The organism is Acinetobacter lwoffii (assembly GCF_019343495.1).
Taxonomy (GTDB): domain Bacteria; phylum Pseudomonadota; class Gammaproteobacteria; order Pseudomonadales; family Moraxellaceae; genus Acinetobacter; species Acinetobacter lwoffii_P.
On sequence record NZ_CP072549.1, the window covers coordinates 2,634,501 to 2,659,602 of the forward strand.

The 25,102-nt window shown below is 42.9% G+C and carries 23 protein-coding genes; 6 read left to right on the plus strand and 17 right to left on the minus strand.

What is annotated here, in order from left to right:
* Positions 1 to 120: 120 nt before the first annotated feature.
* Both thyA and J7649_RS12390 read right to left on the minus strand, forming a co-directional pair.
* A complete protein-coding gene (gene thyA, locus J7649_RS12385) occupies positions 121 to 963 on the minus strand; it encodes a thymidylate synthase (protein ID WP_219308350.1) in 843 nt (280 codons plus the stop codon).
* A gap of 185 nt (positions 964 to 1,148) precedes the next feature.
* The gene (locus tag J7649_RS12390) at positions 1,149 to 1,640 is read right to left on the minus strand and encodes a lipocalin family protein (protein WP_086044125.1); all 492 of its coding nucleotides are present in this window, start codon (positions 1,638 to 1,640) and stop codon (positions 1,149 to 1,151) included.
* Between the two features lie 418 nt (positions 1,641 to 2,058).
* Between J7649_RS12390 and J7649_RS12395 the strand changes: the two genes are divergently transcribed.
* The gene (locus J7649_RS12395; protein WP_004729511.1) at positions 2,059 to 2,574 is read left to right on the plus strand and encodes a hypothetical protein; all 516 of its coding nucleotides are present in this window, start codon (positions 2,059 to 2,061) and stop codon (positions 2,572 to 2,574) included.
* 18 nt (positions 2,575 to 2,592) lie between these two features.
* Here the strand turns inward: J7649_RS12395 and J7649_RS12400 are convergent, their stop codons facing one another.
* From J7649_RS12400 to lgt, 3 genes are all read right to left on the minus strand, one after another.
* On the minus strand, positions 2,593 to 2,979 hold the full coding sequence (locus tag J7649_RS12400; protein ID WP_086044124.1) for a hypothetical protein: 387 nt from the start codon (positions 2,977 to 2,979) through the stop codon (positions 2,593 to 2,595).
* Positions 2,972 to 3,364 (minus strand): hypothetical protein, encoded by a 393-nt coding sequence (locus J7649_RS12405; protein ID WP_005250664.1) that lies wholly within the window; start codon positions 3,362 to 3,364, stop codon positions 2,972 to 2,974. The genes J7649_RS12400 and J7649_RS12405 overlap by 8 nt, the downstream gene beginning before the upstream one ends.
* A gap of 92 nt (positions 3,365 to 3,456) precedes the next feature.
* Positions 3,457 to 4,266 (minus strand): prolipoprotein diacylglyceryl transferase, encoded by an 810-nt coding sequence (gene lgt / locus J7649_RS12410; protein ID WP_005103147.1) that lies wholly within the window; start codon positions 4,264 to 4,266, stop codon positions 3,457 to 3,459.
* A gap of 93 nt (positions 4,267 to 4,359) precedes the next feature.
* Here lgt and J7649_RS12415 point away from each other — a divergent pair, with 93 nt between their 5' ends.
* Positions 4,360 to 5,142 carry an NRDE family protein gene (locus tag J7649_RS12415; RefSeq protein WP_005103148.1) on the plus strand — a complete coding sequence of 261 codons (783 nt, stop codon included), beginning with the start codon at positions 4,360 to 4,362 and terminating at the stop codon, positions 5,140 to 5,142.
* A 75-nt stretch (positions 5,143 to 5,217) separates the two neighbouring features.
* Here J7649_RS12415 and J7649_RS12420 read toward each other — a convergent pair whose 3' ends face one another.
* From J7649_RS12420 to tatA, 4 genes are all read right to left on the minus strand, one after another.
* A complete protein-coding gene (locus J7649_RS12420) occupies positions 5,218 to 7,548 on the minus strand; it encodes a PhoX family protein (protein ID WP_005103150.1) in 2,331 nt (776 codons plus the stop codon).
* Positions 7,549 to 7,736: 188 nt separating this feature from the next.
* The gene (gene tatC / locus J7649_RS12425; RefSeq protein ID WP_219308353.1) at positions 7,737 to 8,513 is read right to left on the minus strand and encodes a twin-arginine translocase subunit TatC; all 777 of its coding nucleotides are present in this window, start codon (positions 8,511 to 8,513) and stop codon (positions 7,737 to 7,739) included.
* Positions 8,510 to 8,932: a Sec-independent protein translocase protein TatB gene (gene tatB, locus J7649_RS12430; RefSeq protein WP_219308355.1), complete on the minus strand. Its 423-nt coding sequence runs from the start codon at positions 8,930 to 8,932 to the stop codon at positions 8,510 to 8,512. The genes tatC and tatB overlap by 4 nt, the downstream gene beginning before the upstream one ends.
* 9 nt (positions 8,933 to 8,941) lie before the next feature.
* Positions 8,942 to 9,160, minus strand: a complete 219-nt coding sequence (gene tatA / locus J7649_RS12435) for a Sec-independent protein translocase subunit TatA (RefSeq protein WP_005245949.1) — start codon at positions 9,158 to 9,160, stop codon at positions 8,942 to 8,944.
* Positions 9,161 to 9,345: 185 nt separating this feature from the next.
* On the opposite strand from tatA, the gene J7649_RS12440 reads away from it, so the two are divergent.
* Positions 9,346 to 10,227: an AEC family transporter gene (locus tag J7649_RS12440; RefSeq protein ID WP_219308358.1), complete on the plus strand. Its 882-nt coding sequence runs from the start codon at positions 9,346 to 9,348 to the stop codon at positions 10,225 to 10,227.
* A gap of 100 nt (positions 10,228 to 10,327) precedes the next feature.
* On the opposite strand, the gene rdgB is transcribed toward J7649_RS12440, so the two are convergent.
* The 8 genes from rdgB to J7649_RS12480 form a co-directional block, all read right to left on the minus strand.
* A complete protein-coding gene (gene rdgB / locus J7649_RS12445; protein WP_180037951.1) occupies positions 10,328 to 10,954 on the minus strand; it encodes an RdgB/HAM1 family non-canonical purine NTP pyrophosphatase in 627 nt (208 codons plus the stop codon).
* Positions 10,955 to 11,056: 102 nt separating this feature from the next.
* Entirely contained in the window at positions 11,057 to 11,647 is a 591-nt protein-coding gene (locus tag J7649_RS12450; RefSeq protein WP_219308361.1) for a tetratricopeptide repeat protein, read from the minus strand.
* A complete protein-coding gene (metW, locus tag J7649_RS12455; RefSeq protein ID WP_004278415.1) occupies positions 11,644 to 12,237 on the minus strand; it encodes a methionine biosynthesis protein MetW in 594 nt (197 codons plus the stop codon). The genes J7649_RS12450 and metW overlap by 4 nt, the downstream gene beginning before the upstream one ends.
* Complete coding sequence (metX, locus tag J7649_RS12460; RefSeq protein WP_044111890.1) at positions 12,237 to 13,397, minus strand: homoserine O-succinyltransferase MetX; 1,161 nt, start codon at positions 13,395 to 13,397, stop codon at positions 12,237 to 12,239. The genes metW and metX overlap by 1 nt, the downstream gene beginning before the upstream one ends.
* Before the next feature lie 112 nt (positions 13,398 to 13,509).
* Positions 13,510 to 15,207: a 2-isopropylmalate synthase gene (gene leuA, locus J7649_RS12465; protein ID WP_219308363.1), complete on the minus strand. Its 1,698-nt coding sequence runs from the start codon at positions 15,205 to 15,207 to the stop codon at positions 13,510 to 13,512.
* A gap of 427 nt (positions 15,208 to 15,634) precedes the next feature.
* A complete protein-coding gene (locus J7649_RS12470) occupies positions 15,635 to 16,318 on the minus strand; it encodes a Fe2+-dependent dioxygenase (RefSeq protein WP_219308365.1) in 684 nt (227 codons plus the stop codon).
* A 71-nt stretch (positions 16,319 to 16,389) separates the two neighbouring features.
* On the minus strand, positions 16,390 to 18,717 hold the full coding sequence (locus J7649_RS12475) for a TonB-dependent receptor (protein ID WP_219308368.1): 2,328 nt from the start codon (positions 18,715 to 18,717) through the stop codon (positions 16,390 to 16,392).
* Between the two features lie 314 nt (positions 18,718 to 19,031).
* Positions 19,032 to 21,287, minus strand: a complete 2,256-nt coding sequence (locus J7649_RS12480; RefSeq protein ID WP_219308370.1) for a TonB-dependent receptor domain-containing protein — start codon at positions 21,285 to 21,287, stop codon at positions 19,032 to 19,034.
* A gap of 266 nt (positions 21,288 to 21,553) precedes the next feature.
* Between J7649_RS12480 and tig the strand changes: the two genes are divergently transcribed.
* The 3 genes from tig to clpX all read left to right on the plus strand — a co-directional run bounded on the left by tig (position 21,554) and on the right by clpX (position 25,025).
* On the plus strand, positions 21,554 to 22,885 hold the full coding sequence (tig, locus tag J7649_RS12485) for a trigger factor (protein WP_219308384.1): 1,332 nt from the start codon (positions 21,554 to 21,556) through the stop codon (positions 22,883 to 22,885).
* Positions 22,886 to 23,079: 194 nt separating this feature from the next.
* Positions 23,080 to 23,685 (plus strand): ATP-dependent Clp endopeptidase proteolytic subunit ClpP, encoded by a 606-nt coding sequence (clpP, locus tag J7649_RS12490; RefSeq protein WP_004647427.1) that lies wholly within the window; start codon positions 23,080 to 23,082, stop codon positions 23,683 to 23,685.
* Positions 23,686 to 23,714: 29 nt separating this feature from the next.
* Positions 23,715 to 25,025 carry an ATP-dependent protease ATP-binding subunit ClpX gene (clpX, locus tag J7649_RS12495; protein ID WP_004278407.1) on the plus strand — a complete coding sequence of 437 codons (1,311 nt, stop codon included), beginning with the start codon at positions 23,715 to 23,717 and terminating at the stop codon, positions 25,023 to 25,025.
* The last annotated feature ends 77 nt before the right edge of the window (positions 25,026 to 25,102 follow it).

Consider the following 25,102-nt stretch of genomic DNA (forward strand, 5'->3'; position numbering starts at 1 on the left):
GATTGCCTTCACGCTTTAGGGCCGGAAATATATTTTGAAAGGAGTTGGCGATTCACGCGTGGTAAAAGACCTCTCCCTAGCCCTCTCCTAGGAGGAGAGGGAACTTTATAATAAAGAAAATTAAACAGCGACAGGGGCTTTAATTCCTGGATGAGATTCATAACCGACAATTTCGATATCTTCAAATTTGAAATCGAACAGGTCTTTAATCTCGGGATTTAGTTTTAATTGACAGAGGTCGAGTGGCTCACGGCTAAGCTGCAACTGTGCTTGTTCAAAATGGTTGCTGTACAAGTGGGTATCGCCACCAGTCCAGATAAAGTCACCCACTTCCAGATCACAGACTTGCGCGATCATATGCGTCAACAAAGCATAGCTGGCAATATTAAATGGAACACCTAAGAATACATCGGCACTGCGCTGGTACAACTGACAAGACAATTTGCCATTGTGCACAAAGAACTGGAACAGGGTATGGCAAGGTGGTAATGCGACCTGACCCGCTTCATTCGGGTTCCAGCCCGATACAATCAGACGGCGCGAATTTGGATTGGTTTTAATTTCATTGATCAACCATTTGATCTGGTCAAAACCGTCCTGGTTATAGCTATTGTCTGCATTTTTACTGGCACCAAAATTACGCCATTGGTGACCATACACTGGGCCTAATTCGCCTTCAGGACGGCCAAAACGCGCAGTCTGTTCTGCGGTCGCCCATTCGTCCCAAATCGAGACTTTATTGTCTTTTAAATACTGAACATTGGTATCGCCTTTCAGGAACCACAACAGTTCAATCACGATAGAACGGAAATGAACTTTTTTGGTGGTGAGTAAAGGAAAACCTTGGGAAAGATCAAAGCGCATCTGATGACCAAATACCGAACGTGTCCCTGTGCCGGTACGGTCGCCTTTATCGCCGCCGTTGTCGAGGATATGTTGTAAAAGGTCAAGATATTGGCGCATAGGTCTCTCTTAAAAATTTGTTTAAATTACCTTTTTTCAGAAAAAAAAGTCTATCTCAGATAAAGCCGTTTTCTGTTGAGCTGGGCAAATTGAATTGAATGCATCATAACATTTTTTTCTAATATTTCTGATATTGCATTAAATGTAAAAAAGCACCCAAAAAGGGTGCTCATTGCTAAAAAGACTTAAGCGGTTTTATTGCCCGTATGAACTGTATGAATCAGATCAGACAGATCATATCCCAAGGATTCTGCATAACTTAAATATTCGCGTTGAATGGTTTCATCCAGACTGGTACCGCGATGCAGTAGCCATAAATATTCTTTATTCGGTTCGCCTACAAGCGCGGTCTGATAATCTGGATCGATTTTTAATACCCAGTAATCACCCTTGGTGAACGGAATCCAACGCAGGCCTTCAGGTAAAAAGCTGACTTCAAGCTTGGCATGTTCTGCATCGATAATGGTCGCTTCAGCAATGGCTTCATCCAGTTTGCCATAACCATCCAGACAACGGTTCTGAACCCGAACCTTGCCATTTTCATTCAAGCTATAGACAGCAGAAATATCGGTGCTGTCTTCAGGTTGGTGCTTCATCGGCAAGTGTGCAATGTCATACCAGGTACTTAAATATTGTTCTAAATTAAAATTTGAAACGGTACTTAAAGTCTGACTCATTTTTCTTCTCTGTTTAGTTCAATATTTAAAGTTTAGTTCAAGGTTTAAAAATGCCGCATCAGTGTAATACAGGCGGTAAAGCTCAAAATGATGTAATCATGTGGTGAAATGTTATCTGAAAATGGCCGAGCTACAGATTAAATCCACACGTTTGAGTAGAAAAAGATAAGGACTCATTTTGCGTATTTCAGGCTGAAAAAGCTTTGCAAGGCATTGGAATTGGCTTTGCTTTACATTTTTTTTGCAAAGATGATGGGTTTTGTAACTGTATTAGAAAGAACGGCTTAATTTGAATGCCGCAAAAATAGACAAATTTATTTACATTTTTAATGTGAAAGATAACATTTAAACGACTAGTATTCTCGGCTTGTTAACAATATGAAAGCCTAAATTACAGGCGAGGAGCGGTTGGTAAGGCATGATCTATGATCATCAAGTAAACATGAGCGAAGTACATGCTCCTGTCCAAGCGAATATCATGGTGCGTTCCCAATCGGAGCAAAGACCTAAAAAGTCATCCCAGCAAGCTACTGTCCGTAACGCTTCAGGCGTAAGCAATGGCCATCGTATCAATATCGAGAAATTTACCAGTTATCTGCAAGGCATTACCCGAAATACCAGTACACAGAAATGTGCGCGCAGTATTCGTGTCGGTCTGCAATCCTCGGGTGCGAAAATTGTGAATCATCCGGTCGCAGCGGCAGATTGGGGAAGTACCCTGATGCAGCTGGGCTATAAGAAAATTAATGCTTCTTTTGATCGGCCGAAAAAAGGCGATATCTATATTATTGACCGTACTCAGGGCCATAAATATGGACATATCGCGGCTTATTCAGGTAGTGCCTGGGTATCGGATTTTAAACAGCGAGATCATGCGGTTTATCGCAATAAAAACGTGACTTATAGTTATTATCGTCTGGAAACTTACTTCTAAGAAAACACTGCGAAGTGATCAGTCCTCAAAACGCTTCGCACGGCTTTCATAGATTGAAACGATAAATAATCCAATCGCGGCAAAGCCAAGACATTGCAGACCCAAGGCAAATTTACCCCATTGCTGGCGCTGTTCGGGCAAATAGCCAAACAGGGTAATTAAGGCAATGATGGGAATGACCCGGCTCAAGGCGCTAAAGCCATTTGCATAGGGATTGGATTTCGAAATTTTCAGACGGAAATGGTGCAGTAAATGCATGACAATTCCAATCACTAAACTCACCCCAACAAATACTGGATCTAACTGGGCTACAGTTGATGCTGTATAAATCAAAATACAGGTCGCGATGATGACGATGAGTTTGATTTGACGGCTACAGCGTTCGGAATACCAAAATTCAAGCATGGGGTGAACCCGAATCTGATTTGTTTTGATTGAGCAGCGACAATGGTGAAAATAGGCAAATCGCCAGTGCCATAAATGCAATGCCTTGTGCACCCGGAATCAGGATTTCGCCCTGTTGCATATTCATAAAAACTAAAGCAATCAATAAGGCAATTGGAATCCAGGTCAGTAATCTATACAGCAAACCGGTCGGGTTTTTGCTGGCAAAGTGGATTTTGCAGTAACGACAAATCAGAAAAATGATGCCGGTACCGACAAACATCAAAATCGAATCTAAGGGCAGTGGTTCCATCCAGTACAAGCCTGCAGCTGTCGCTGCAATCACAATAAAGATCAACAGTTTTTTGAGAACAGATACCTGCGGATTAAACCAGAACTCAAGCATAATAATGAAAGAATAGAAGAGATAATCGGCACTTTAGCATATTTTGAGTATAAAAAAGCGAGGCCTTTGCCTCGCTAAATTACGCGATTTTCTTAGCTATTTTTGTTTGAACCCCAATCATATATTTTCTTATGGTAGGCATACCACATCATCCACAAGCCAATCAGGATCATTGGCAGGCTCAGGAATTGTCCTTTGCTCATCCAGCCAATAAACAGCTGACCATTGTCCGGCTCACGGAAGAATTCAACCACAAAACGTGCCAGGCCATAACCGATCAGGAACAGCGCAGAAACTGCCATACGTGGACGAGGCTTGGAACTGAACCACCATAAGACAATAAACAGGATCAGGCCTTCACACAGCGCCTGATAGAGTTGAGATGGATGACGCACCAGTTGCAGGGGATCGGTCGGAAAGATCATGCCCCAGGCAAAGTTTGGGTCGGTGACCTGACGGCCATACAGTTCGCCACCAATAAAGTTACCAATTCGGCCAAACATCAAGCCTGTCGGTACGCAAGGTGCGATAAAATCCAGAGTCTGGAACCAGGTCATCTTATATTTCTTACACCACCACAACATGGCCAGAATGACCCCGAGGAAACCGCCGTGGAAACTCATACCGCCGGTCCAGATCTGGAACAGCCATAAAGGATCGGCCAGGAACTGGGAAAAACCGTAGAAGAAGACATAACCGACACGGCCACCAATGATCACACCGAGTGCACCGAAGAAAATCAGGTCAGACACCATATCCGGTGTCCAGCCACGTTGTTTGGCGCGAAACGTCGCCAATCCCCAGGCAAATAAAAATGCCAGTAAGTACATCAGTCCATACCAGTGGACTTGTAAGGGCCCGAGCGAAATCGCGACGGGATCAATATTGGGATAGGTGAGCATTCCTGTTCCTTGTGATTCTGTTTTGCACAGATTTTAGCTTAAAGCAAAGAAAAATGTTGTACATTCAATGTGTAAAGATCGAGAGCGTAAATTATGTGTATCGTGGCATTGGCGTGGCGGGTTCTAGATCAGGCCCCGTTATGTCTGATTTCGAACCGGGATGAATTCTATCAGCGGCCTACACAGGCACTGCATGAATGGGAAAATAGTCCGATTATTGCCGGACAGGATCTGCAGTCAGGCGGCACCTGGATGGGAGTGACGGCGGCAGGAAGATGGGCGGTGATTACCAATTTTAGAGATGGGCAGGACCAAAAGTCTTATCCGACTTCACGCGGTCATATTCTTCAGGATTTTCTTGAAGCTGAATTAACACCAATTCGGTTTGCCCAGGAACTGGAAAAAAAGCAATGTGACTATGCAGGCTTTAACCTGTTTGTCGGTGATCGAGAGCAGGCGGTCTATATGAGCAACCGTGGTGAAGCAGCGCAAGTGTTGGCGCACGGTGTATATGTGGTATCCAATGGTTTGCTGACTGAGCATTGGGAAAAGACCCGTCACTTACGCAAGCGCTTTACCCAGGAATTCCTGCCCATGATGCAGCATCCCGATATACCTGAGTCGGATCTCTGTTATGCCGTGTGGGATATTCTGGAAGATGAACGTAAAGTGATTCCTGAACTACTACCCGAAACAGGGATTTCGATTGAAATGGAACATCTGCTGTCTTCGACATTTATTCAAAGCCCAGCCTATGGCACGCGCTGTTCCAATTTTTTGAGAATGCAGCCTCAACAATGGCACTGGATTGAAAAGTCACAACAAGGTGCAACCGCAGGTCATACCATTGAGAAAATCATTGCTCTGCAAAAATAATGGAATAAAAAAATGCCGACAGATGTCGGCATTTTAAAAAATTATCTAAATTTTTGAAGTTAGACAAAAAATTACTTAGCTAGCAATGGTGCCTCCATCATTACGCGTAATCACAACAGTTGCTGAACGTGGACGTGCTGTCTTGTTCGAACGATCTGTTTGGCTGGCAGGCCAGTTACTGGTTGGAGCATCAAATTTTTTAGAATCTTCACCCGGATGTTGTACGTTGATGAAAATTGCTTTGTAGTCCGGTGTCATGGTGACACCAGTGATTTCACACTCTACTGGACCGGTCAGGAAGCGACGTAGATTTTCATCGGTCACTTTGGCACCAGCAATTGTTGCTTGACCATTAGAGGTTGTTACTACACCACCATCACCAACTTGTCCAGGTAATGCTGCCAGCATCATACAGTTGGTTACATCTGTATAAGCGCCGTCATCAGTCTGAATCCAGAGTACACCGCGAGGGTCAAACCACATACCATCTGGTGAAGACAGATCATTATTATCATTTAAGCCAGACAGGTTGATATTGGCATCCATCGATGCTTCAGCACCGAACAAGTAGATATCCCATTCAAAGCTTTCTGATGCGGTATTTTCCTCTTTAAAGCGAATAATATGGCCATTCACATTACCTTTACCGCCTTCAGGATCTGAGTAATTACGTGGGTTGGCAGCATCAACAGGTTGTGCCGAGTTATTGCCACGGTTACTGTTATTGGTCAGGGTAACGTAGACCTCACCATTCTCTGGGTTAACAGCTACCCATTCAGGGCGGTCCATCTTCGTTGCACCAACGGCATCGCCTGCTAAACGTGCAAAAGTTAATACATCTGCATCAGAGCTAAATGGATATACTGCATTTTGTGCAGTTAAACCGTTTTTACCATGAGCAAGTTCAATCCATTGACCAGTTCCATCTGCATTGAACTTGGCCACATAGAACTTACCGTTATTCATATATTTGTCACCAGCACGGTAGCCGGTATTGATATCTTTTGGATCCCATTTTGCATCAGAGACAAATTTGTAAATGTATTCACCACGTGAGTCATCGCCCATGTAGAAGGCAAACTGTTGACCTTCAACGGCACGGCTAGCACGACAGTCTTCATGCGCAAAACGACCTAAAGCTGTACGTTTTACTGGGTTTGAGCGACTATCAAATGGATCAATCTCTACAATCCAGCCAAAGGTATTCGGTGCATTACGATAGTCTTGACTTGCTGACGCCTTAGTAACGTCCGCTGACCAACGGTCATACATATCTTGTGATTCAAGACTTGCTGGCGCTGTTTCCCAGGCATAACGAGAAGATTTATCTAAATAAATAGTGCGGCCTTGGTCATCCAGTTCAGGGATTTTTTCACCAAAGGCATCTTTAATATAAATGATGCTGCCTTTCTCATCACGTTTAACTGTACCGTCGGCATTTTTTTCAGTTTGATAAGAAATCTCTAAACCTAAGCCATAACGTTTAAGTGCTATTTTTTCAGCTTCAGTGCGTGCTGCATACTGGTCTGTTCCTGAACGTTGGAAATAACCAATAAAATTTTCTTCGGCAGTTAAATATGTACCCCATGGTGTATAGCCATTACCACAGTTATTTTGTGTACCGCGAGTTTGACGACCGTTAGGAGAGAAAGCTGTGTGGATTAATGGAGAGGTCGTTACCGGCCCAGCAAAATCCATCACTGTTGAAGCCGTAATACGGCGGTTAAAGGGAGATGATTTTACAATTTCAACAGCCTGAGACTCTGTATTTTTCTTAACATGCACAATTGAAACACCATGTGCATTCACTTCACGAATGACTTCATCTTCTGGACGGCGACCATCTACTTTAGTTGCACCCTTAGGGTGTAAAAAAGTTTGATTGATGTATTCATGGTTCATCACCAGCAGGCCATGCTCAGATGCATTTTCCTCATAACGGCCAGTTTTAGTGCTTAAACCAAAATAGCTCATACCATCATGGCAGTCACCCGCACGGAATTGAAAGCTTGGACCCGATGGAACCTCGCTATCATTCCAGTCTGGGTAAAGTGGATGAATCGAGTCACCCATTGCATAGAGGACAGTGGCTGTATAGCCTTCAGGAACAGTAACCCAGTCATCCAGGTTTTTCTTCACCGGGCTAAAGCTTAATTTTTCTGGACGTACATTGTTGTCCGCTGGAGGAGTTGGTTTGTTCTCATCATCCCCAATATTTGCATTATCATCGTCATCGCTACATGCGGTCAGGCTAGAAGCCAAAGCCAATGCTGCAGCGCCACTAGCTGTTTTTTTAATTAAGCTACGACGAGAAATACGCTGCTCTAAAATATCACGAAAGTGCATGTTATTTGAGTTGTTATTATCTAGCTCTTGATCTTCATGATAGGGTGTTTGGTATGTCATTTTTAGTTCCTAGCAAAAAAGGCTTGGTTATAAAGTTATGAACAAATTAGACCTAAAGTATGACAAAATGGTTAAGTCTATATTTCAATAAAGTTAAATAAATCAATATATTGGTGTAAATTTAAACAAAAAGACAGCCAAGGCTGCCTGAGTTAAATACGATTCTTTTTGTTTTTGGATTCTTGTTATTATTGATCGGTTAAACGACGCTTTTCAATCAGTTTCCCTGCCAACAAACCCAGTTCAAACAGCAGCCACATCGGGACAGCCAGCATGATCATCGACAGGGCATCCGGAGGGGTGACAAACATCGCTACAAAGAAGCAGCCCACAATAATAAAGCGCCGTTTCTCTACCAGAGTCTGTGTCGAAACTGCGCCAATCAAGATCAGAACCAGGGTAATAATAGGAATTTCAAAGGTAAAACCAAAGACCAGAAACAGCTTTAAACAGAAGCTGAGATAACTGTTAATGTCGGTCATCGGTGCCACAGTTTCCGGCGAAACACTGATAAAAAAATGCAGAATTGAGGGCAATGCCACAAAGTAGGCAAAGCTGATGCCGGTATAAAACAGCACGATACTGCCGATCAAAAGTGGCAAGGCCAGGCTCTTTTCTTTGGCATATAGCGCAGGCTTAATAAAGGTCCAAAGCTGATACAGGATAAACGGCATCGCGATCATCAGCGCGACAAAGAAGTTCAGCTTAAAAGGTGCCATGAAGGTTGCAGTGACATCCGTGGCAATCATGGTTGAACTGGCTGGTAGCTGTGCACGCAACGGTTCGGACAACCATTGATAAGTCTGATTAGCAAAGGGTAATAAGCAGAAAAACAGGCCAATCAGGACCGCAACCACTTTAAACAGATGCTTTCTTAAGATGATCAAATGCTGGGTAATCGGCATGTGTTCAAGGTTCAGCGCTGCAGCATCATTCGAGGCTGGTGTGGGCGGTAAAGATGTCATACGGCCACCTTCATTTCTGTATAGCGTTGTTCGGAAATCGCAACTTGTGTTATTACCGGTTTGGGTAGATACACAGGGGATACAGGCTGTACGATCGGCTGATAGCTGATTGAAGCCTGAACAGGCTGAGGCTTTGCTTTTGATTCCTCAGTTGCGATCGGCTGCTGTAAATCTGCCATTCGTGCCTGCATTTTGGCTTCGAGTTGTTGAATGCGCTGCATTTCAGTCTGCATTTGTTCGCGTAGCTCAGACAGACGTAATTCACGATCAAGATCATTCTGAACATTGCTCACCATACGCTTGATCTTGCCGTACCATGTTCCGACAAAACGTACTGCTTCCGGAAGCTTATCTGGCCCAAGAACCAAAAGCGCAATAATCCCGAAAATCAGCAGCTCGGTCATTCCGATATTGAGCATAGCGAACTCTTAACTTTTAACCGAATGTTCAGGAGTTTTGACCTGGGCATCAATGGTGCGCGGCTCTGCAAGCTGAGCTTGTTCTGCCTCTTCATCTTTGACTGATTTTTTAAAGTCTTTAATCGCGCCGCCGACGTCTTTACCCAAATTTTTAAGTTTGGATGTGCCGAACAATAAAATCACCACAATTGCAAAAATCAGCACATGCCAAATTGATAATCCTGCCATTATTTTATCCTCTATATTTCATGCACCTATCTCAGCAGGCTTGTATGACAGCGCGGTGACGCTTTGATGACAGTTTGCCGACACGGCAGCAGGGGAATGGCTTACTCATATAAAAATTTCATAATTCAATGAAAAGTATGCTGTGCTAGCATACAGCCTGATATGGAAATCTCAGCAGCATTGTCATGGCCTTGATTCTTCCCCTCCTGTCTTTTCTGATCGGTTATTGGGGTGTGCAATATTTAAAACCGGTTCGACCTCTCTTGGCAGCTTTATTGGCACGGGTCCTGATTCCGGTACTGATTATTTACAATATGGTGTTTTACCAAGAGGGCAGTTTGTGGTTAATTGCCTTTAGCTTTTTCTGTTCCTGTGTGTTCTTTGCCTTATTTTATTTCACCCTGAAAAATAAACTGCGTGCCTTATGCCTGAGCTATTTAAATGGGGCATGGCTGGGAATTCCTTTTGCACTGGCAGTTTTTGGCCCGCAAGCGACCAGTACTGTGGTGGCGCTGTACATCGGTGGTTCTTTGTTTGGCAATGTCTGTGCGGTGATGGCAGTCAGTGAAGCCAGACAAGATAGCAGCTATATTTTAAAAAATGTACTGCTCTCACCACCAGTGGTGGCACTGTCAGTGGCAGCCTTATTGTCATTTTGGGATTTGAGTCAGTGGCAGCAAGTCGCTTGGGTAGAGAGGCTGTATCAGGCCAATAAAGTGCTGGTGACTTTTAGTGGCATGTGTGTGCTGGGAATGTGGCTGAGCAATGTGCGGATCAGCAGCTTTGATTTAATGCGCAGTCTGCAACTGATTTTTTATAGAGGGCTGTTTGCGGTTTTGCTGTGTGTTGCCGCTTATTATTATTTACCTATTCCGCAGCAGACGCTGACCTATGCGGTACTGCTGATGTTCTTTTTATTGCCGCCTGCAGCCAATATTGTGGCACTGGAAACCCATTATCAGGGAACAGGCCATTCCGCCAAATATATTGCTTCGGGAACTTTGGCCAGCGCGATCTTGATTGCCTTATATGGGGTAATCGTGCATGCGTTGATGCCTACGCTATAGATTCCCTCTACTTTTAGGAGATGAGAAACGCTGTTTCGCAAGGGGAGAGGTGAATAATCCCTCCCAACCTCCCTTTTACTAAAGGGAGGAGATCAAAAACTTACTTCGCCAAACTCTTCTTAAACAGCTGCATCGCCTGTCCACGATGACTGATTTTATTCTTTTCTTCCTTGCTCATTTCTGCACTGGAAATTCCGAGTTCCGGTAACCAGAACAACGGGTCATAGCCAAAACCATTTTCACCACGCACAGCTTCCAGAATTTTCCCGTGCCAGATACCCTGAAAGACTTGTGGTAAGGGATCTTCGGCATGTTGGACCAGTGCCAGTACACAAACAAACATACCCTCGATCGCTTCACCTTCTTGGCGTAAGGGTTTGAGATTGGCCAGCAGTTTTTCATTATTGGCGGCATCATTGCCATGTTCACCGGCATAACGTGCTGAGTAGATCCCAGGAGCTCCGCCAAGAACTGGCACACAAATGCCTGAGTCATCGGCAATCGCCGGTTTACCTGAGATTTTAGCCGCGTGGCGTGCCTTGATAATGGCATTTTCAACAAAGCTTAAGCCATCTTCGATGGCATCTTCGATATTCAGTTGACCTTGAGGAATCACATCTACCGGCAGTTGCAGTTCCGCAAACATTTTCTCAAACTCGGCAATTTTACCTTTGTTATTACTTGCCAATACCAGTGTGCCTTGGGATAACCAATCTGTAGAAGCCATGTGTCACTCATTCTCTAAATATCAATCGTGCTATTTTAACTGCCATTGCGGGTTTGTAGGCAATAAAAAAGCACCCGAAGGTGCTATTTATACCATTCAGCTTTATTGTGCCTGAATCCATCTGTCGGCACGGTCACGCGCCTGACGGATCTGCTCTTGGGTTAAATTCGCCGCCAAGGCAGTTTTTCTGCCTTCCGACAGCGTAATCACCTTATTGTCGAGCATGCCATCACGAGTAGAAAGCTCATACCATTGGTATGCGCCCATGTAGTTTTTCTTTTTCTCTTCCATCATTGCCAGGTTAAAGCTGGCACGGTTATCGCCACGGCTGGCCGCTTTTTCAAAATACTGACGTGCCAGAGCCTCATCTTTTCTGGTGCCAATGCCATCTGCCAGCATACGGCCAACATTCAGTTGTGCAACTGCCAGACCTTGATCCGCAGCAGTTTTATACCAGGCAAAGGCCTGTCGTTCATCTTTTTGAATGTCTTTACCATACTGGTATTTGGTGGCCAGATAAAACTGTGCACCGGCCTGACCAGCTTTCGCTGCCTTGGTCAGACTGTTGATATCCATAATGGAATACTGAGCCGCTTGACTGGCAACAGATGGACTCGGTGCAACATAATCTGCATGGGCTTGCATGCCAAAAAGTCCCGCCAGTAGCGTCGTACTTAATAATAATTTTTTCATAGCGCGCTCACTCGATAAATAGCGACTTCACCAAATAGATTAGGGAGATGCTTGCTCAGCAAACTATCTTCTTGATTCCCGTTCACAGCGAGTCGATTAATAATTTTGATGTTATTTTCCGCACAAAGTGCTTCAAAATCACGAAATGTACATAAGTGGATATTCGGGGTGTTATACCACATATACGGCAAGGCTTCAGAAACCGGCATTCTCCCTTTGATTGCCAAGAAAGACCGGGTCTTCCAGTGCGCAAAGTTCGGAAAGGTAATAATGGCCTGTTTCCCTACACGCACCATATCACGCAATAATACGTCAGGTGCATCTACAGCCTGCAAAGCTTGTGCCATGACCACATTGTCAAAAGACTGGTCGGCAAAACGGCTTAAACCGAGGTTTAAGTCCTGCTGGATGATATTTAACCCGCGACTGACCGCAATTGCAATCTTTTCCTGATCAATTTCTAATCCGTATGCACGAATATCGTGCTTTTTACTCATTTGTGCCAGCAGTTCACCATCGCCACAACCGAGGTCGAGTACGCTAGAACCGGGCTTGATCCACTTTTCAGCGAGTTGTTGATCGATACGCATTATACGGCCTCCTTTGGTGTTGCTTTCAGGTGTTCTTCACCACCCAGGAATGCACGCAAAGATTTTACATAGAGCGGAATAGGGAACAGGAAAGAGTCATGACCCTGTTCGGCATCAATATCCAGATAGCTCACAGGTTTATGGTTGCTAATTAGCGCATCCACGATTTCCTGCGAGCGGGCAGGAGTAAAACGCCAGTCAGTCGTGAATGACACCACCAGGAATTTGCACTGGGTATTGGCCATGGCTTTTTTGAGCGACTGTTCATATTCACGCGACGGATCAAAGTAATCCAGTGCCTTGGTCATGATCAGATAGGTATTGGCATCGAAGTTACGGCTGAACTGCTCACCTTGATAACGCAAATAGCTTTCGACCTGAAATTCAACGTCAAAGCCATACATAAATTTGCCTGATTTCAAATCGCGGCCAAACTTCTGTTTCATGGCTTCTTCGGACAGGTAAGTAATATGACCGACCATACGCGCCAGAATCAGGCCACGTTTTGGATAGCTGTCATTTTCCAGATAACGGCCATTATGGAAATCTGGGTCTGACAAAATCGACTGACGTGCTACTTCGTTAAAGGCAATATTCTGTGCAGAAAGTTTCGGAGCGCTGGCAATAATTACGCATTTTCTTAAACGGTTTGGATAATCCACTGACCATTGCAATGCCTGCATGCCACCCAGTGAACCACCAATGATGGCATCCCAAGTATCAATCCCTAAACGATCAGAGAGCAGGGCTTGGGTTTTGACCCAATCGCGGACCGTAACCAGTGGGAAATCCGGGCCATAAGGACGGTTGTCATTTTCAGGGTTTGGCGAGATCGGGCCGGTAGAACCGCTACAGCCACCAATATTATTCAGTGAAACCACAAAGAATTTTGACGTATCAATAGCTTTGCCGGGACCAATACATGAATCCCACCAGCCGGCTTTTTTATCATCTTCATGATGATAGCCAGCAGCATGGTGATGACCGGAAAGGGCATGACAAATCAGAATGGCATTGGACTTATCGGCATTGAGTTCGCCATAAGTTTCAACCATCAGTTCAAAACGTGGGAGGATGCGACCGCATTCAAGCTCTAACGGCTCTTCAAATTGGAACTTTTGTGGGACAATAATGCCCACTGAGTCAGCTGGAAAAGACACGGGGAGGATTCGCCTTAAATCTTTAGTATGAATAATAAAAGGATACCATTTGCCGGTATCCTTCTAAAGTCATTTTAGTGCTATGAATTATCGCAAATTCTAATACCGCCGTTTAGACCGCAGCAGCAATCACCTGATCAGTGCTTAAAACACCCTGATCAATCAGACGGTTGGTCGAGGCAATAATTGCTTCGATAGAAGAGGTCACGATGTTGTCATGTACCCCGGCACCAAAGGCAGATTTACCAGTACCTTTCACTTGAAGTTCGATCAAGGCCAAGGCTTTGGCATGAGCACCTGAACTGATGCTGCGCTCTTCATAGTTCACCACGTCAATCGGCAACTGAAGTGCATCCAAAATCGCAGAAATTGGACCATTGCCTTCACCACGAACACGACGTGACTGGCCATCAATTTCAAGATCAAGCTCAATCACCTGATTGCCATTGTCATCCGACAATTTGTAGTTTTTCGCAGAATAGTGAACGTTTTTAGCATCCACATAGGTTTCTTTGAACAACTTCCAGATTTCAGTCGCACTGATTTCAGTGCCTTGCTCATCGGTACGTTTTTGTACGATCTGAGAGAATTCAATCTGTAAACGACGTGGCAAAATCACATTGTAGTTAGATTCTAACAAGTAGGCGATACCACCTTTACCTGACTGAGAGTTGACACGAATTACGGCATCATAGTCACGACCCAAATCTTTCGGGTCGATTGGCAAGTACGGCATATCCCAGATTTCTTCGTTTTTCTGGAACTCGAAACCTTTTTTGATCGCATCCTGATGCGAACCCGAGAATGCAGTAAACACCAAATCACCGGCATATGGATGACGCGGGTGCACAGGTAAACCGGTACATTCTTCCACAGTCGCAATGATTTCATTGATGTTGGAGAAGTCCAAGTTTGGTGCTACACCTTGGGTATACATGTTCAAGGCAATCGCAGCCACGTCGACGTTACCGGTACGTTCGCCATTACCAAATACACAACCTTCGACCCGGTCAGCACCAGCCATAATTGCCAATTCTGAAGCGGCAATACCACAGCCGCGGTCGTTGTGGCAGTGAACTGAAATGATCACGCCATCACGACGCTGAATGTTACGGTGCATCCATTCGATTTGATCGGCATAGATGTGTGGACCTGAAACTTCTACCGTTGCAGGTAAGTTTAAGATCACTTTATTCTCTGGAGATGCTTCCCATATTTCAGTGACGGCATCGCAGACATCTTTCGCGACTTCTAATTCGGTTGCAGTAAAACATTCCGGGCTGTACTGAAATATGAATTCAGTTTCCGGCTGTTTTGCGGCATATTCTTTCACTTTTTGTGCAGCATTAATGGCTAACTGTTTTGCACCCTCAACATCAACATTCAAGACTTTATTGCGGAATGTCGGCGAGTTAGAGTTATAGATATGTACAATGGCACGTTTCGCACCTTGTAAAGATTCAAAGGTACGCTGAATCAAATGATCACGTGCCTGAACCAAGACCTCGATATAAACGTCATCCGGAATATGACCTTCTTCAATCAATTTACGGGTGAAATCGAAGTCAATTTGCGATGCTGACGGGAAGCCGATTTCAATATGTTTGAAACCGATTTTCACCAACATCTGGAACATCTTGAATTTCTGCTCCATGTTCATTGGCTCAAAGATCGCTTGGTTACCGTCACGCAGGTCGGTACTCATCCAGATTGGCGCTTTATTGATTTCGTTGTTCGGCCATTGACGGTCTGGTAAGTCCACACGTTGATACATGCGACGGTATTTTTTACTTGGATCAGCCAACATCATGAGAGAGCTCCTTATGCTAACTTGGGTACCGTAATCTTGGTTAAAGCGGTGCGTGGGTCAGCGGCATAGATTTTGTCTATTCATTGGGTTTTAGTGACAGTCTGGTTCAAACCTGAAATATGGTCTAAATATTGGTGGTTTAGCTTCACCAAATGCACTAAATGCCTTACTTATAATTTAAAGTTTAATCCACTTATCCCGAAAAATTTTTGCTATTTTTATGGATTTTAGTCGTATGGTAATAAAGATTTTCTTATAAACCTTAAGAATTGAAAAATATTTTCACTTATTCTAAATATTGTATTTTATATTTTCTTAATTTGGACATAGTGCGTTATTTATTACGTTCAATTGTGCCACAACGCAGTATATTTTGATAAACAATAAATCCAATGATTTTCAAAGATCATTGACCTCAGGGCATCTTTTAAAGTTCCGCCCATTTACGCATTAAATTATGATACAGATTGGTCAGTTTCATGACCTCTGCATGCTGATCGCCCAGCTGCATTCTCAGGTTTTGAATACTCTGATCCAGATTAAACAGCATATGCCGTTCTGCATCATCACGGATCATGCTTTGTACCCAAAAAAATGAAGCAATTCGACAACCGGAAGTGATTGGCGTGACTTCATGCAGGCTGGTCGACGGATACAGAATCATATCACCGGCAGGAAGTTTCACTTCGTGATAACCGTAAGTGTCTTCGACCACCAGTTCACCACCGACATATTCTTCAGGTTCACTCAAGAAAACCGTACAGGATAAATCCGTTCTAAGGCGTTCATTGCTCCCGCGAATACGACGAATCGAATTATCGACGTGAAAGCCGAAAGATTCATTATTTTCATAGCGGTTAAACAGGGGAGGAATAATGTCCAGAGGAATTGCAGCTGATAAAAATAGTGGATGCTGTCCCAGAGATTCTAGAATAATATTGCTGAGATGATGAGTAAGTGGATGATCTTCAGGCAATTGCTGATTCTGTTTCACCGTTGCAGAGAGTGTACCCGCGGTAACCTTGCCGTTGACCCACTCAATCTTATTCATCTCCTCACGGAAATATTGTACCTGTTCTTTGCTCAGTACATTTGGAATATGATGCAGCACTGGAAACCCCTGAATAATCGTATTTTAAAAATAACATAGCCCCCATCAGGAGGCTATGCGGTTGCATTGAATTAATATTTAAAGTTGACTGCCAGCACTGCGCTACGGCCTTCTGCTTCGGTCGCATAATGAGATGAATAGGCTTTAGTGAAGTAACGTTCATCAGACAGGTTGTTAAGATTTAATTGCAAATCAACGTTTTCATTCACGTTATAACGTGCCATGGCATCATAGCGAACATAGCCCGGTACAAACTTGGTATTAGTAGCATTACCATAGACTTTGTCCATTGCGACGGCACCAGCACCTAGAGTTAAAGCAGGAGTTACTGCATAAGTAGTCCAAAGGGTTGCACTGTTTTTCGCGACGTTTTGAACTTGGTTCCCATTGCTAGGATTTGGCGCATATACAGCAGGTTGACCTGTAGCGGCAGTATTTACAAATCCACCATCAATCATTTCACTGTCTAAATAAGTATAACCCGCAGATATAGCCCATTTATCCGTGATGTTGCCATTTACACCAAGCTCAATACCATCGACACGAGTTTCACCAATATTACTTGTGGTGCCATCATCTCCGGTCGCACGAGTATTGGTTTTTTCCGTGCGGAAAATAGCTGCAGTCAGGTTGAGCTTATCATTCAAGACATCCCATTTAGTTCCTAACTCCATGGTCCGGACTTCTTCAGGTTTAAGATTATTTATTGCAGCAGTAATCCCTTCAGAACCATCGCCACCATCTACGCCGACTGGATTTGCAGATGTTGCATAACTTGCATAGATACTGCCATTTTCAACAGGTTTAAAGGTCAGGCCAGCTTGATAGTTGATAAAGTCTTTATCATTTTCAAGTTTAACAATTGTTCCTGCTGGAGTCGTAGTATTAAAACGACCTGCAAGCATGGTTTGCTCAGTTGAGTAGTCATCCCAACGTACGCCTAAATCTAAAAGCCACTGAGGGGTGAATTCAATACTATCCAGGAAATAAACAGACTTTGATTTGCTTTGAATATTGTACTGGTCGGCACCATTGGTACTTAATGTACCTGTCCATGGCCCACGGTTTGGGTTTTGTACCGAAGTACACCAGCCCGAAGTAATATCACCAGCGTTACAGGCATTGTGTACATTACCTGTAGCGTTAACACCATCGATAATGTATTGGGTACGGTCAGTTTCTTGGTCTGAATATTCGGCACCCAGGTTAAAACTATGTTTAAGCATGCCAGTATTAAATTTACCGGTTAAAGCAAGTTGGTCGGTAAAAGCATCAGTATCTGCTACACGTGAGTTGGCACGTGCCCAAACATTTCCTGTTAATTCACTTGTAAAACCTGCTTTGTTGTAAAAGTTACCCTGAGAGTCATCTGGATTGGTCCAAAGGTAATCATTCTTAGAGTTGCCATACACAGCAGTATTGCTAATGGTTAGATTGTCAGTTAAGTCATGTTCTAATTTGATGGTTCCGATCTGATTTTCTTGTTTTTGGAAATCACGATCTTTCCAGCCGTAATATTGACCTTGTTTAACGTCAATTGGCTTGCCATTTCCATTTAATGGACGATAGTCAGTTGCTGTTGCAGTTCTTGGAGCAGCAAATGGGTTGTTATACGGGATACCTGAGTCAGGCGTATCGTCCGATTTTAAGTAGTAATAACTTAAAGTCGCGCGAGTAGAGGTGTCCAGACCAAAGCTAATACTCGGTGCAATCCCAGCACGTTTATATTCTGCACCGTCTTTCTGGCCTGCTTTTTCGTTTTGATGTCCCATGACGGCAACACGTGCAGCAATGCCGTTACCAAAATCTTTGTTGCCATCTAAAGTAATACGTTGGTAATTGTCAGTGCCGCCAGCGACCGAGCCTTCTAGAAAATCGCCTGCTTTAGCGACTTTAGAAATCATATTAATGCTACCGCCAGTGGTGCCTGCACCGCCCATGGCAGAAGCAGAACCTTTGGTCACTTCAACTTGTTCTACCGCAAACATTTCACGGTTTTGTGAAGTGGCATTACGAACGCCGTCTACATACATCGAGCTTTCAGAGTTATAACCGCGAATAAATGGACGGTCACCATTCGGATTACCACCTTCACCTGCACCCAAGGTAATCCCCGGAACTGTACGCAGTGCATCAGCTAAAGTCGTCACTTGTGTATCTGCAATCAGCTGTTTTGAAATCACTGAAACTGACTTTGGGGTATCGAGTAAAGGCGCAACAAATTTGCTATTCGCAGATTGATCTACTTTTAAGCTGGGTGTTTGTTCAGCTTTGACTTCTTGATGAATCGTCTCTAACTGGATCACCTGTTCTTCTGCCATCGCAGATGCAGCTACCATTGATAAAGATGAAACAATTGCAGAAGAAACGATTTTTTTACGTGTTTTAATGAAGGTCATGTTAAACCTAATAAATGAATGCTAAAAATGTATGCGAATAATAATGATTCTTGTTTTTATTTTTATCTTTTTATCATGGGAATTCATGATCTTTAAGAAAATATTAAATGAGTTTATAAATGTAATATTATAACAATAAATAGTTAAGTTTATGTTTTTAATAAATATTGGTAAATCAATCTGATTGTTAAATTTTTATTGAGAATAATGATGTCTATAGAGGGGCATAAATTAATAATGTTTTGGAAAGTATTGATCGCACGATAAGAAAAAACCCTGCCAGGGCAGGGTTTTAAATAATTTTCACTTAAATATTAGAAGTCATATGAAACAGATAGCCAGTAGTTACGGTCTGGAATATAAGTACCCGCTAAACCACTCGTCGTTTTAGTATATAAGAAAGCATTTTCAACTTCGTTATCACTATTAATAAATGACTTATAGTCGCCAAAGTCTTTGTTCAATAAGTTATTCACACGACCTGAAACAGTAACTTGATTGTTGACTTTATAAGATGCACCTAAATTAAATAGCTCATAGGCTTTTAACTTATTGCCGACAGCATCAATTTCACGACTTACATTGACATCGCTTAAATCAGGATCTGTGAAGCGTACACGGTCAGATTTATATTCAGCTTCTAACCAAGTAGTGAACTTATCATTCACATACCAAGTTCCTGTGAAGTTCAAAGCGTGACGAGGTGTATTTTCAATAGGATTACCTTTATTTTCACCTTCGGTAATTTCAGACTCTAGCCAAGTATAGTTTGCTTTTACATCAACGCTTGAAGAAATGTCATATTTAGCACTAAGTTCAACACCGTAGCTTTCAGCTTCACCTGCATTGCCTTTAAAGCTAAAGTTTTGCTGATTATCAAAATTGCCTACAGTCATGCAGTTGTTTGCAGGTGCTTGTCCTGTTGGTCGACCTGCCCATAAACAGTTTTCAACGACGCGTGCATCACTGATAATAATATCTTTAAACTGAGTAAAGAACGCAGTGGTAGTTAAAGAGAAATTAGATAAGTTATCGTAAACGAAACCAAGTTCATAGTTTGTGGTTTCTTCAGGCTTAAGATCTGGGTTGCCCAAAGTCACGTTTCGGCCTTGTGAGCTAAAACCATTGATTCCATTATGAAGGTCATTCGCTGTTGGAACTTTATAGCCAGTACTTACACCACCTTTTAAAATCCACTGATCATTGGTGTTCCAAACTAAATATGCGCGAGGTGTAAAGTGACCACCAAAAGCACTATGGTCTTCGTAGCGACCACCGAAAGTGAATGCAAGAGAATCCGTTAGATTCCATTCATCCTCAGCGAACACAGACCAAGAATCCTGTTCAAAAGCAACTCCATTACCTGCTGAGTTATCGATGGTTTCACCATCTTTATATTCAATACCAGCTGTAAGTTTATGGTTGCCAAGTGTTGAAATAATACGAGAATCAACGGTTAGGTCTTTATTTTCTAAAATACGATCTTGTGTACCATCTGAATAATAATTGTATTCAGGTACATTTCCTTTTGGAAGACGACGGCCTTCCTGTTCAGAAGAAACATAGCTTGCAAATGTTTTCCATTGACCAAAACTAAGCTCAGCATCTACACCTGCAGAAATACGATCTCTTAAGAATTTGATCTCGTCTTTATATGAACCAATCCCTGATGGTAAACCTGTCGTGCGGTTGAATTCGTAAAGTTCACCTAAACGGGCATCACTATTATCAAAACGTTGTTTAGCATGATCAAAGTCTACCCAAGTAGAGACGTTATCATTTACATTTAGCGTAAGTTTTGTACCCACAGCATAATTATTTGCTTCTACTGTACGAGGGTCACGACCTTGGCTGCCTTCATCAATAGTTTTTGCGGGTGTAACAAGTCGATCTGATTGATCGCGGTGGAAAAACTCGCCACGTACTTGTATACCAAGTTTATCTTGAATCACTGGACCATTAACAACTGCACTGGTTTTCCAGTTATTACCAATATCAGAATTTTCTTGAATATTCTGTTCAACAGAAACGTTACCATTCCATTCTGATGCAACTTTCTTGGTAATAATGTTAATGATACCGCCCATGGCATCAGAACCATAAAGGGTAGACATAGGCCCACGAATGACTTCAATACGTTCAATAGAAGCTAATGGTGGCATAAAGCTTGTACTAAATTCACCAAAACCATTTGGACCAACTGAACCAGAAGTATTCTGACGCTGACCATCGATCAAAATAAGAGTGTAAGATTGATTCAGACCACGCATTTGGATATTTAAACCACCAGTTTTGCCTTGGCCATTTCGTACGTCGACACCTGGTACTTCACTGAGCGCATCTGCAATACTGGTAATACCTTTTTTCTTTAAGTCTTCTGCAGTTACTACACTAATAGAGGCAGGCGCATTTTTTATATCTTGTTCAAAACCCGCCGCTGAAACCACAATCGTAGACATTTGATGTGTTGTTGTAGGAGTCGCTGTCTCGTTCACAGTCTCTGCGAAAGCAGATGTTGCTGTAACCCCAAGAATTGCCAATGTAAGTGGACGAAGACTAAAACTATGCATGACCAAATTCCCGAACCGAAGAATAAATTAGTATTGTTGCTCAAATAAGAAACTGGATATTAATGATAGTATTTATCATTTGCAATAAAAATATACATTTTCTCCATTTAAATTGGGTTGACTGGGCATCTGGAAAGATGGCAATTCAAATAAAAAAAGGGCTTAAAAACTGGAACTCGCGCGTATTTTTTGTATATCCTTAAATGTTGTCATATAATGTGGCACATTTTTATAAACCTGTTATAACCTAATATATAGAGGAAGCCATGCAAGTAACTTCTGAAGCGGTTTCGGGCGTTGCCCGTCGTTTAAATGTTTCTGTACCGACGAGCCGTATTAATGAGCAATTTGAAGCTCGTTTAAAACGCACTGCTAAAACTGCGAAGATCAACGGCTTCCGTCCAGGTAAAGTGCCTGTAAACGTAGTTCGTCGTGAATACGGCGCGGGTATCTACCAAGAAGTAGTAAACGATATTATTCGTGACACAGTTTTCGAAGCGATCCAGCAAGAAAAAATCAATGCTGTGGGCATGCCAAACATCGAAAAAACTGAAATGAAAGACGACGCGCTGGTATATACAGCGACTGTTGAAGTTTATCCAGAAATCGAAGTGAAATTCGACGGCTTGGAAGTTGAGCGTAAAGCAGCTGAAGTAAATGACAAAGATGTTGAGAAGATGATTGAAAATCTTCAAAAACAACGTGCTGCTTGGACTGAAACCAAAGGCATGGCGAAAAAAGACATGCAGGTAACTTTCGATTTCGAAGGTACTGTGGATGGCGAGAAATTTGAAGGCGGCGCTGCTGAAGACTTCAAACTTGTTCTAGGTTCTGGTCGTATGATCCCTGGCTTCGAAGACGGCATCGTTGGTATGAAGAAAGGCGAAGAGAAAGTAATCGACGTTACTTTCCCTGAAGATTACCAAGCTGAAAATCTGGCTGGTAAACAAGCTCAGTTCAAAATCACTGTAAAGCTTGTTGAAAAACAAAAACTTCCAGAAATTGATGCTGAATTCCTGAAAATCTTCGGTGTATCTGAAGAAGAAGGCGTTGAGAAGTTAAAAGCTGACGTTCGTAAAAACATGGAACGTGAAGTGAAGAATGGCCTTCGCAACCAGGTTAAAGGCGCGACTTTCGATGCATTAGTTGCTGCAAACGAAGTTGAACTTCCAGCTACTATGCTTGCTCAAGAAATTGACCGTCAACGTCAACAAATGATCCAGCAGTTCACACAGCAGTTTGGTGCTCAAGGTGCGAAAGCATTTGATTCAAGCATGCTTCCAGATGAATTGTTCAAAGAACAAGCTGAAAAATCTGTAAAACTTGGCGTACTTGTAAGCCGTGTTTTAGCTGATGCGAAAATCGAAGTAGATGCTGCACGTGTTGAAGCGTACATCGAAGACATGGCTTCTTCTTATGAAGATCCAAACGAAGTAATTGAATACTTCAAAAACGATGCGCAACAACGTGCTCAAATCGAAGCAGTTGTACTAGAAGATCAAGTTGTTGATTACATTTTGGCTTCTGCTAAAGTAACTGATGCGACTGTAAGCTATGAAGACTTATTGAAAGAGCAACAAGCTCGTCAACAAGGCTAATCTAGCTTTCGATAAAAAAGGCGCTTAATGCGCCTTTTTTTCATATTGATGCCTGAAAAAAGCATTTCTGTTTTTCACAAAACTAATGCAAAAAATATAATGGATTTGTTGGCGAATTTTTTGCAATTTCAGTGATTATCCCTCATATTGTGATTATGGGTTAGGTCACAAAAAATTTAGGAATAAATAAACGTATGTATGTTCCAACGATTGAAAACGCTTTAGTGCCAATGGTGGTAGAACAATCCTCTCGTGGTGAGCGTTCTTTTGATATTTATTCACGCCTTTTGCGTGAACGTGTAATTTTTATGACGGGCGAAGTTGAAGACAACATGGCGAACCTGATCGTTGCGCAAATGTTGTTTTTAGAGGCGGAAAATCCAGATAAAGATATTCATCTATATATCAACTCACCAGGCGGTTCGGTAACTGCAGGTATGGCGATTTATGACACCATGCAGTTTATCAAACCTGATGTCGTAACGTACTGCATGGGTCAGGCAGCATCAATGGGGGCGTTCCTGCTGAATGCCGGTACCAAAGGCAAGCGTTATTGCCTTGAAAATGCCCGTGTCATGATTCACCAGCCATTGGGTGGTTTCCGTGGTCAGGCTTCAGATATTGAAATTCATGCGCGTGAAATCCTGTTTATTAAAGAACGTTTAAACCGTTTAATGGCTGAACACAGCGGTCAGGATTACGAGAAAGTTGCACGTGATACAGACCGTGACAACTTTATGACTGCTCAGCAAGCGAAAGAATACGGTCTTGTAGACGAAGTTTTAACTAAACGTCCATAAGTTTTAAAGATTGAGATAGTGGAGTAAATATGTCCGAACATCCTCAAGGACAAAAGCATTGTTCATTTTGCGGTAAAACGCAGTCTGAAGTCGGGAAGCTGATTGCAGGCGAGGACGCATACATTTGTAACGAATGTGTGGACGTATGCTTAGATTTGGTTCAAACCAGTCAACAGGTGGAAACCAATGACTGGGCCAATCGTCCTTTGCCGAAACCGCATGAAATTCGTGCGGCCTTGGATCAATATGTGATTGGTCAGGACGTCGCGAAAAAAACCTTGTCAGTTGCGGTTTATAACCATTACAAGCGCTTGAAAGTGCAAAATAATGGCAAGAAAGCTGATGATTCAGTCGAGCTTTCAAAAAGTAATATTATGTTGGTTGGTCCGACAGGATCGGGCAAAACCTTGCTTGCACAAACGCTGGCACGTCTTCTTGATGTTCCATTTGCCATGGCAGATGCAACGACACTGACCGAAGCCGGTTATGTGGGTGAAGATGTAGAAAACATCGTACAGAAGCTTTTGCAAAAAGCAGATTACGATGTCGAAAAAGCACAAAAGGGGATTATCTATATCGATGAAATCGACAAGATTACCCGCAAGTCTGAAAACCCATCCATCACGCGTGATGTATCGGGTGAAGGGGTTCAGCAAGCATTATTGAAAATGATTGAAGGCACGGTTGCATCAATTCCGCCACAAGGTGGACGTAAGCATCCGCAGCAGGAATTCATTCAGATTGATACCTCAAACATCCTGTTTATCTGTGGTGGTGCATTCTCAGGACTTGAGAAAATTGTGCAGCAGCGTCAGGAAAAAGGTGGTATCGGCTTTACTGCAGAAGTGCGTAAAAAAGATGAAACCAAGAAGCTTTCTGACTTGTTCCGTCAAGTTGAAGCAACTGACCTGGTAAAATTTGGTTTGATTCCAGAATTTATTGGTCGTTTGCCAGTAATTGCCACTTTGGACGAGTTGGATGAAGAAGCACTGATGCAGATTCTGACTGAGCCGAAGAACGCTTTGACCCGTCAGTATCAACATCTGTTTGATATGGAAGATGTGGATCTGGTCTTTGAAGAATCTGCTCTACGTGCAGTGGCTAAGAAAGCAGTTGAGCGTAATACAGGCGCGCGTGGTCTACGTTCAATTCTTGAAAATTCATTGCTGGAAACCATGTATGACTTGCCAAGCCGTAGCGATGTCGGCACTGTCGTCATCAATGAAGCTGTGATTAAAGGTGAGGCAGAGCCGGAATACCGTGCTGAGCGTCAGCCACATGATCAGCAAGAGACTGCGACAAAAATAGATTTAAAGGTCGTGAATAGCAAATCCGCTTAATTGCTATTCGTCCGAAACGTGCGAAAACTCCGTGTTTTCGCACGTTTTTTATTTCCAAAAATAAAGCTCGGTGTTAA

Excerpts from the sequence above, each read along its gene's own strand:
- J7649_RS12475 (WP_219308368.1), bottom strand. The coding sequence starts at position 18,717 with ATGACCTTCATTAAAACACGTAAAAAAATCGTTTCTTCTGCAATTGTT.
- tig (WP_219308384.1), top strand. The coding sequence starts at position 21,554 with ATGCAAGTAACTTCTGAAGCGGTTTCGGGCGTTGCCCGTCGTTTAAAT.
- J7649_RS12415 (WP_005103148.1), top strand. The coding sequence starts at position 4,360 with ATGTGTATCGTGGCATTGGCGTGGCGGGTTCTAGATCAGGCCCCGTTA.
- metW (WP_004278415.1), bottom strand. The coding sequence starts at position 12,237 with ATGCGTATCGATCAACAACTCGCTGAAAAGTGGATCAAGCCCGGTTCT.
- clpX (WP_004278407.1), top strand. The coding sequence starts at position 23,715 with ATGTCCGAACATCCTCAAGGACAAAAGCATTGTTCATTTTGCGGTAAA.
- tatA (WP_005245949.1), bottom strand. The coding sequence starts at position 9,160 with ATGGCAGGATTATCAATTTGGCATGTGCTGATTTTTGCAATTGTGGTG.
- tatC (WP_219308353.1), bottom strand. The coding sequence starts at position 8,513 with ATGACATCTTTACCGCCCACACCAGCCTCGAATGATGCTGCAGCGCTG.
- J7649_RS12450 (WP_219308361.1), bottom strand. The coding sequence starts at position 11,647 with ATGAAAAAATTATTATTAAGTACGACGCTACTGGCGGGACTTTTTGGC.
- J7649_RS12390 (WP_086044125.1), bottom strand. The coding sequence starts at position 1,640 with ATGAGTCAGACTTTAAGTACCGTTTCAAATTTTAATTTAGAACAATAT.
- J7649_RS12395 (WP_004729511.1), top strand. The coding sequence starts at position 2,059 with ATGATCTATGATCATCAAGTAAACATGAGCGAAGTACATGCTCCTGTC.
- leuA (WP_219308363.1), bottom strand. The coding sequence starts at position 15,207 with ATGATGTTGGCTGATCCAAGTAAAAAATACCGTCGCATGTATCAACGT.
- J7649_RS12420 (WP_005103150.1), bottom strand. The coding sequence starts at position 7,548 with ATGACATACCAAACACCCTATCATGAAGATCAAGAGCTAGATAATAAC.
- thyA (WP_219308350.1), bottom strand. The coding sequence starts at position 963 with ATGCGCCAATATCTTGACCTTTTACAACATATCCTCGACAACGGCGGC.
- rdgB (WP_180037951.1), bottom strand. The coding sequence starts at position 10,954 with ATGGCTTCTACAGATTGGTTATCCCAAGGCACACTGGTATTGGCAAGT.
- lgt (WP_005103147.1), bottom strand. The coding sequence starts at position 4,266 with ATGCTCACCTATCCCAATATTGATCCCGTCGCGATTTCGCTCGGGCCC.
- J7649_RS12400 (WP_086044124.1), bottom strand. The coding sequence starts at position 2,979 with ATGCTTGAATTTTGGTATTCCGAACGCTGTAGCCGTCAAATCAAACTC.
- tatB (WP_219308355.1), bottom strand. The coding sequence starts at position 8,932 with ATGCTCAATATCGGAATGACCGAGCTGCTGATTTTCGGGATTATTGCG.
- J7649_RS12480 (WP_219308370.1), bottom strand. The coding sequence starts at position 21,287 with ATGCATAGTTTTAGTCTTCGTCCACTTACATTGGCAATTCTTGGGGTT.
- clpP (WP_004647427.1), top strand. The coding sequence starts at position 23,080 with ATGTATGTTCCAACGATTGAAAACGCTTTAGTGCCAATGGTGGTAGAA.
- J7649_RS12440 (WP_219308358.1), top strand. The coding sequence starts at position 9,346 with ATGGCCTTGATTCTTCCCCTCCTGTCTTTTCTGATCGGTTATTGGGGT.
- J7649_RS12405 (WP_005250664.1), bottom strand. The coding sequence starts at position 3,364 with ATGCTTGAGTTCTGGTTTAATCCGCAGGTATCTGTTCTCAAAAAACTG.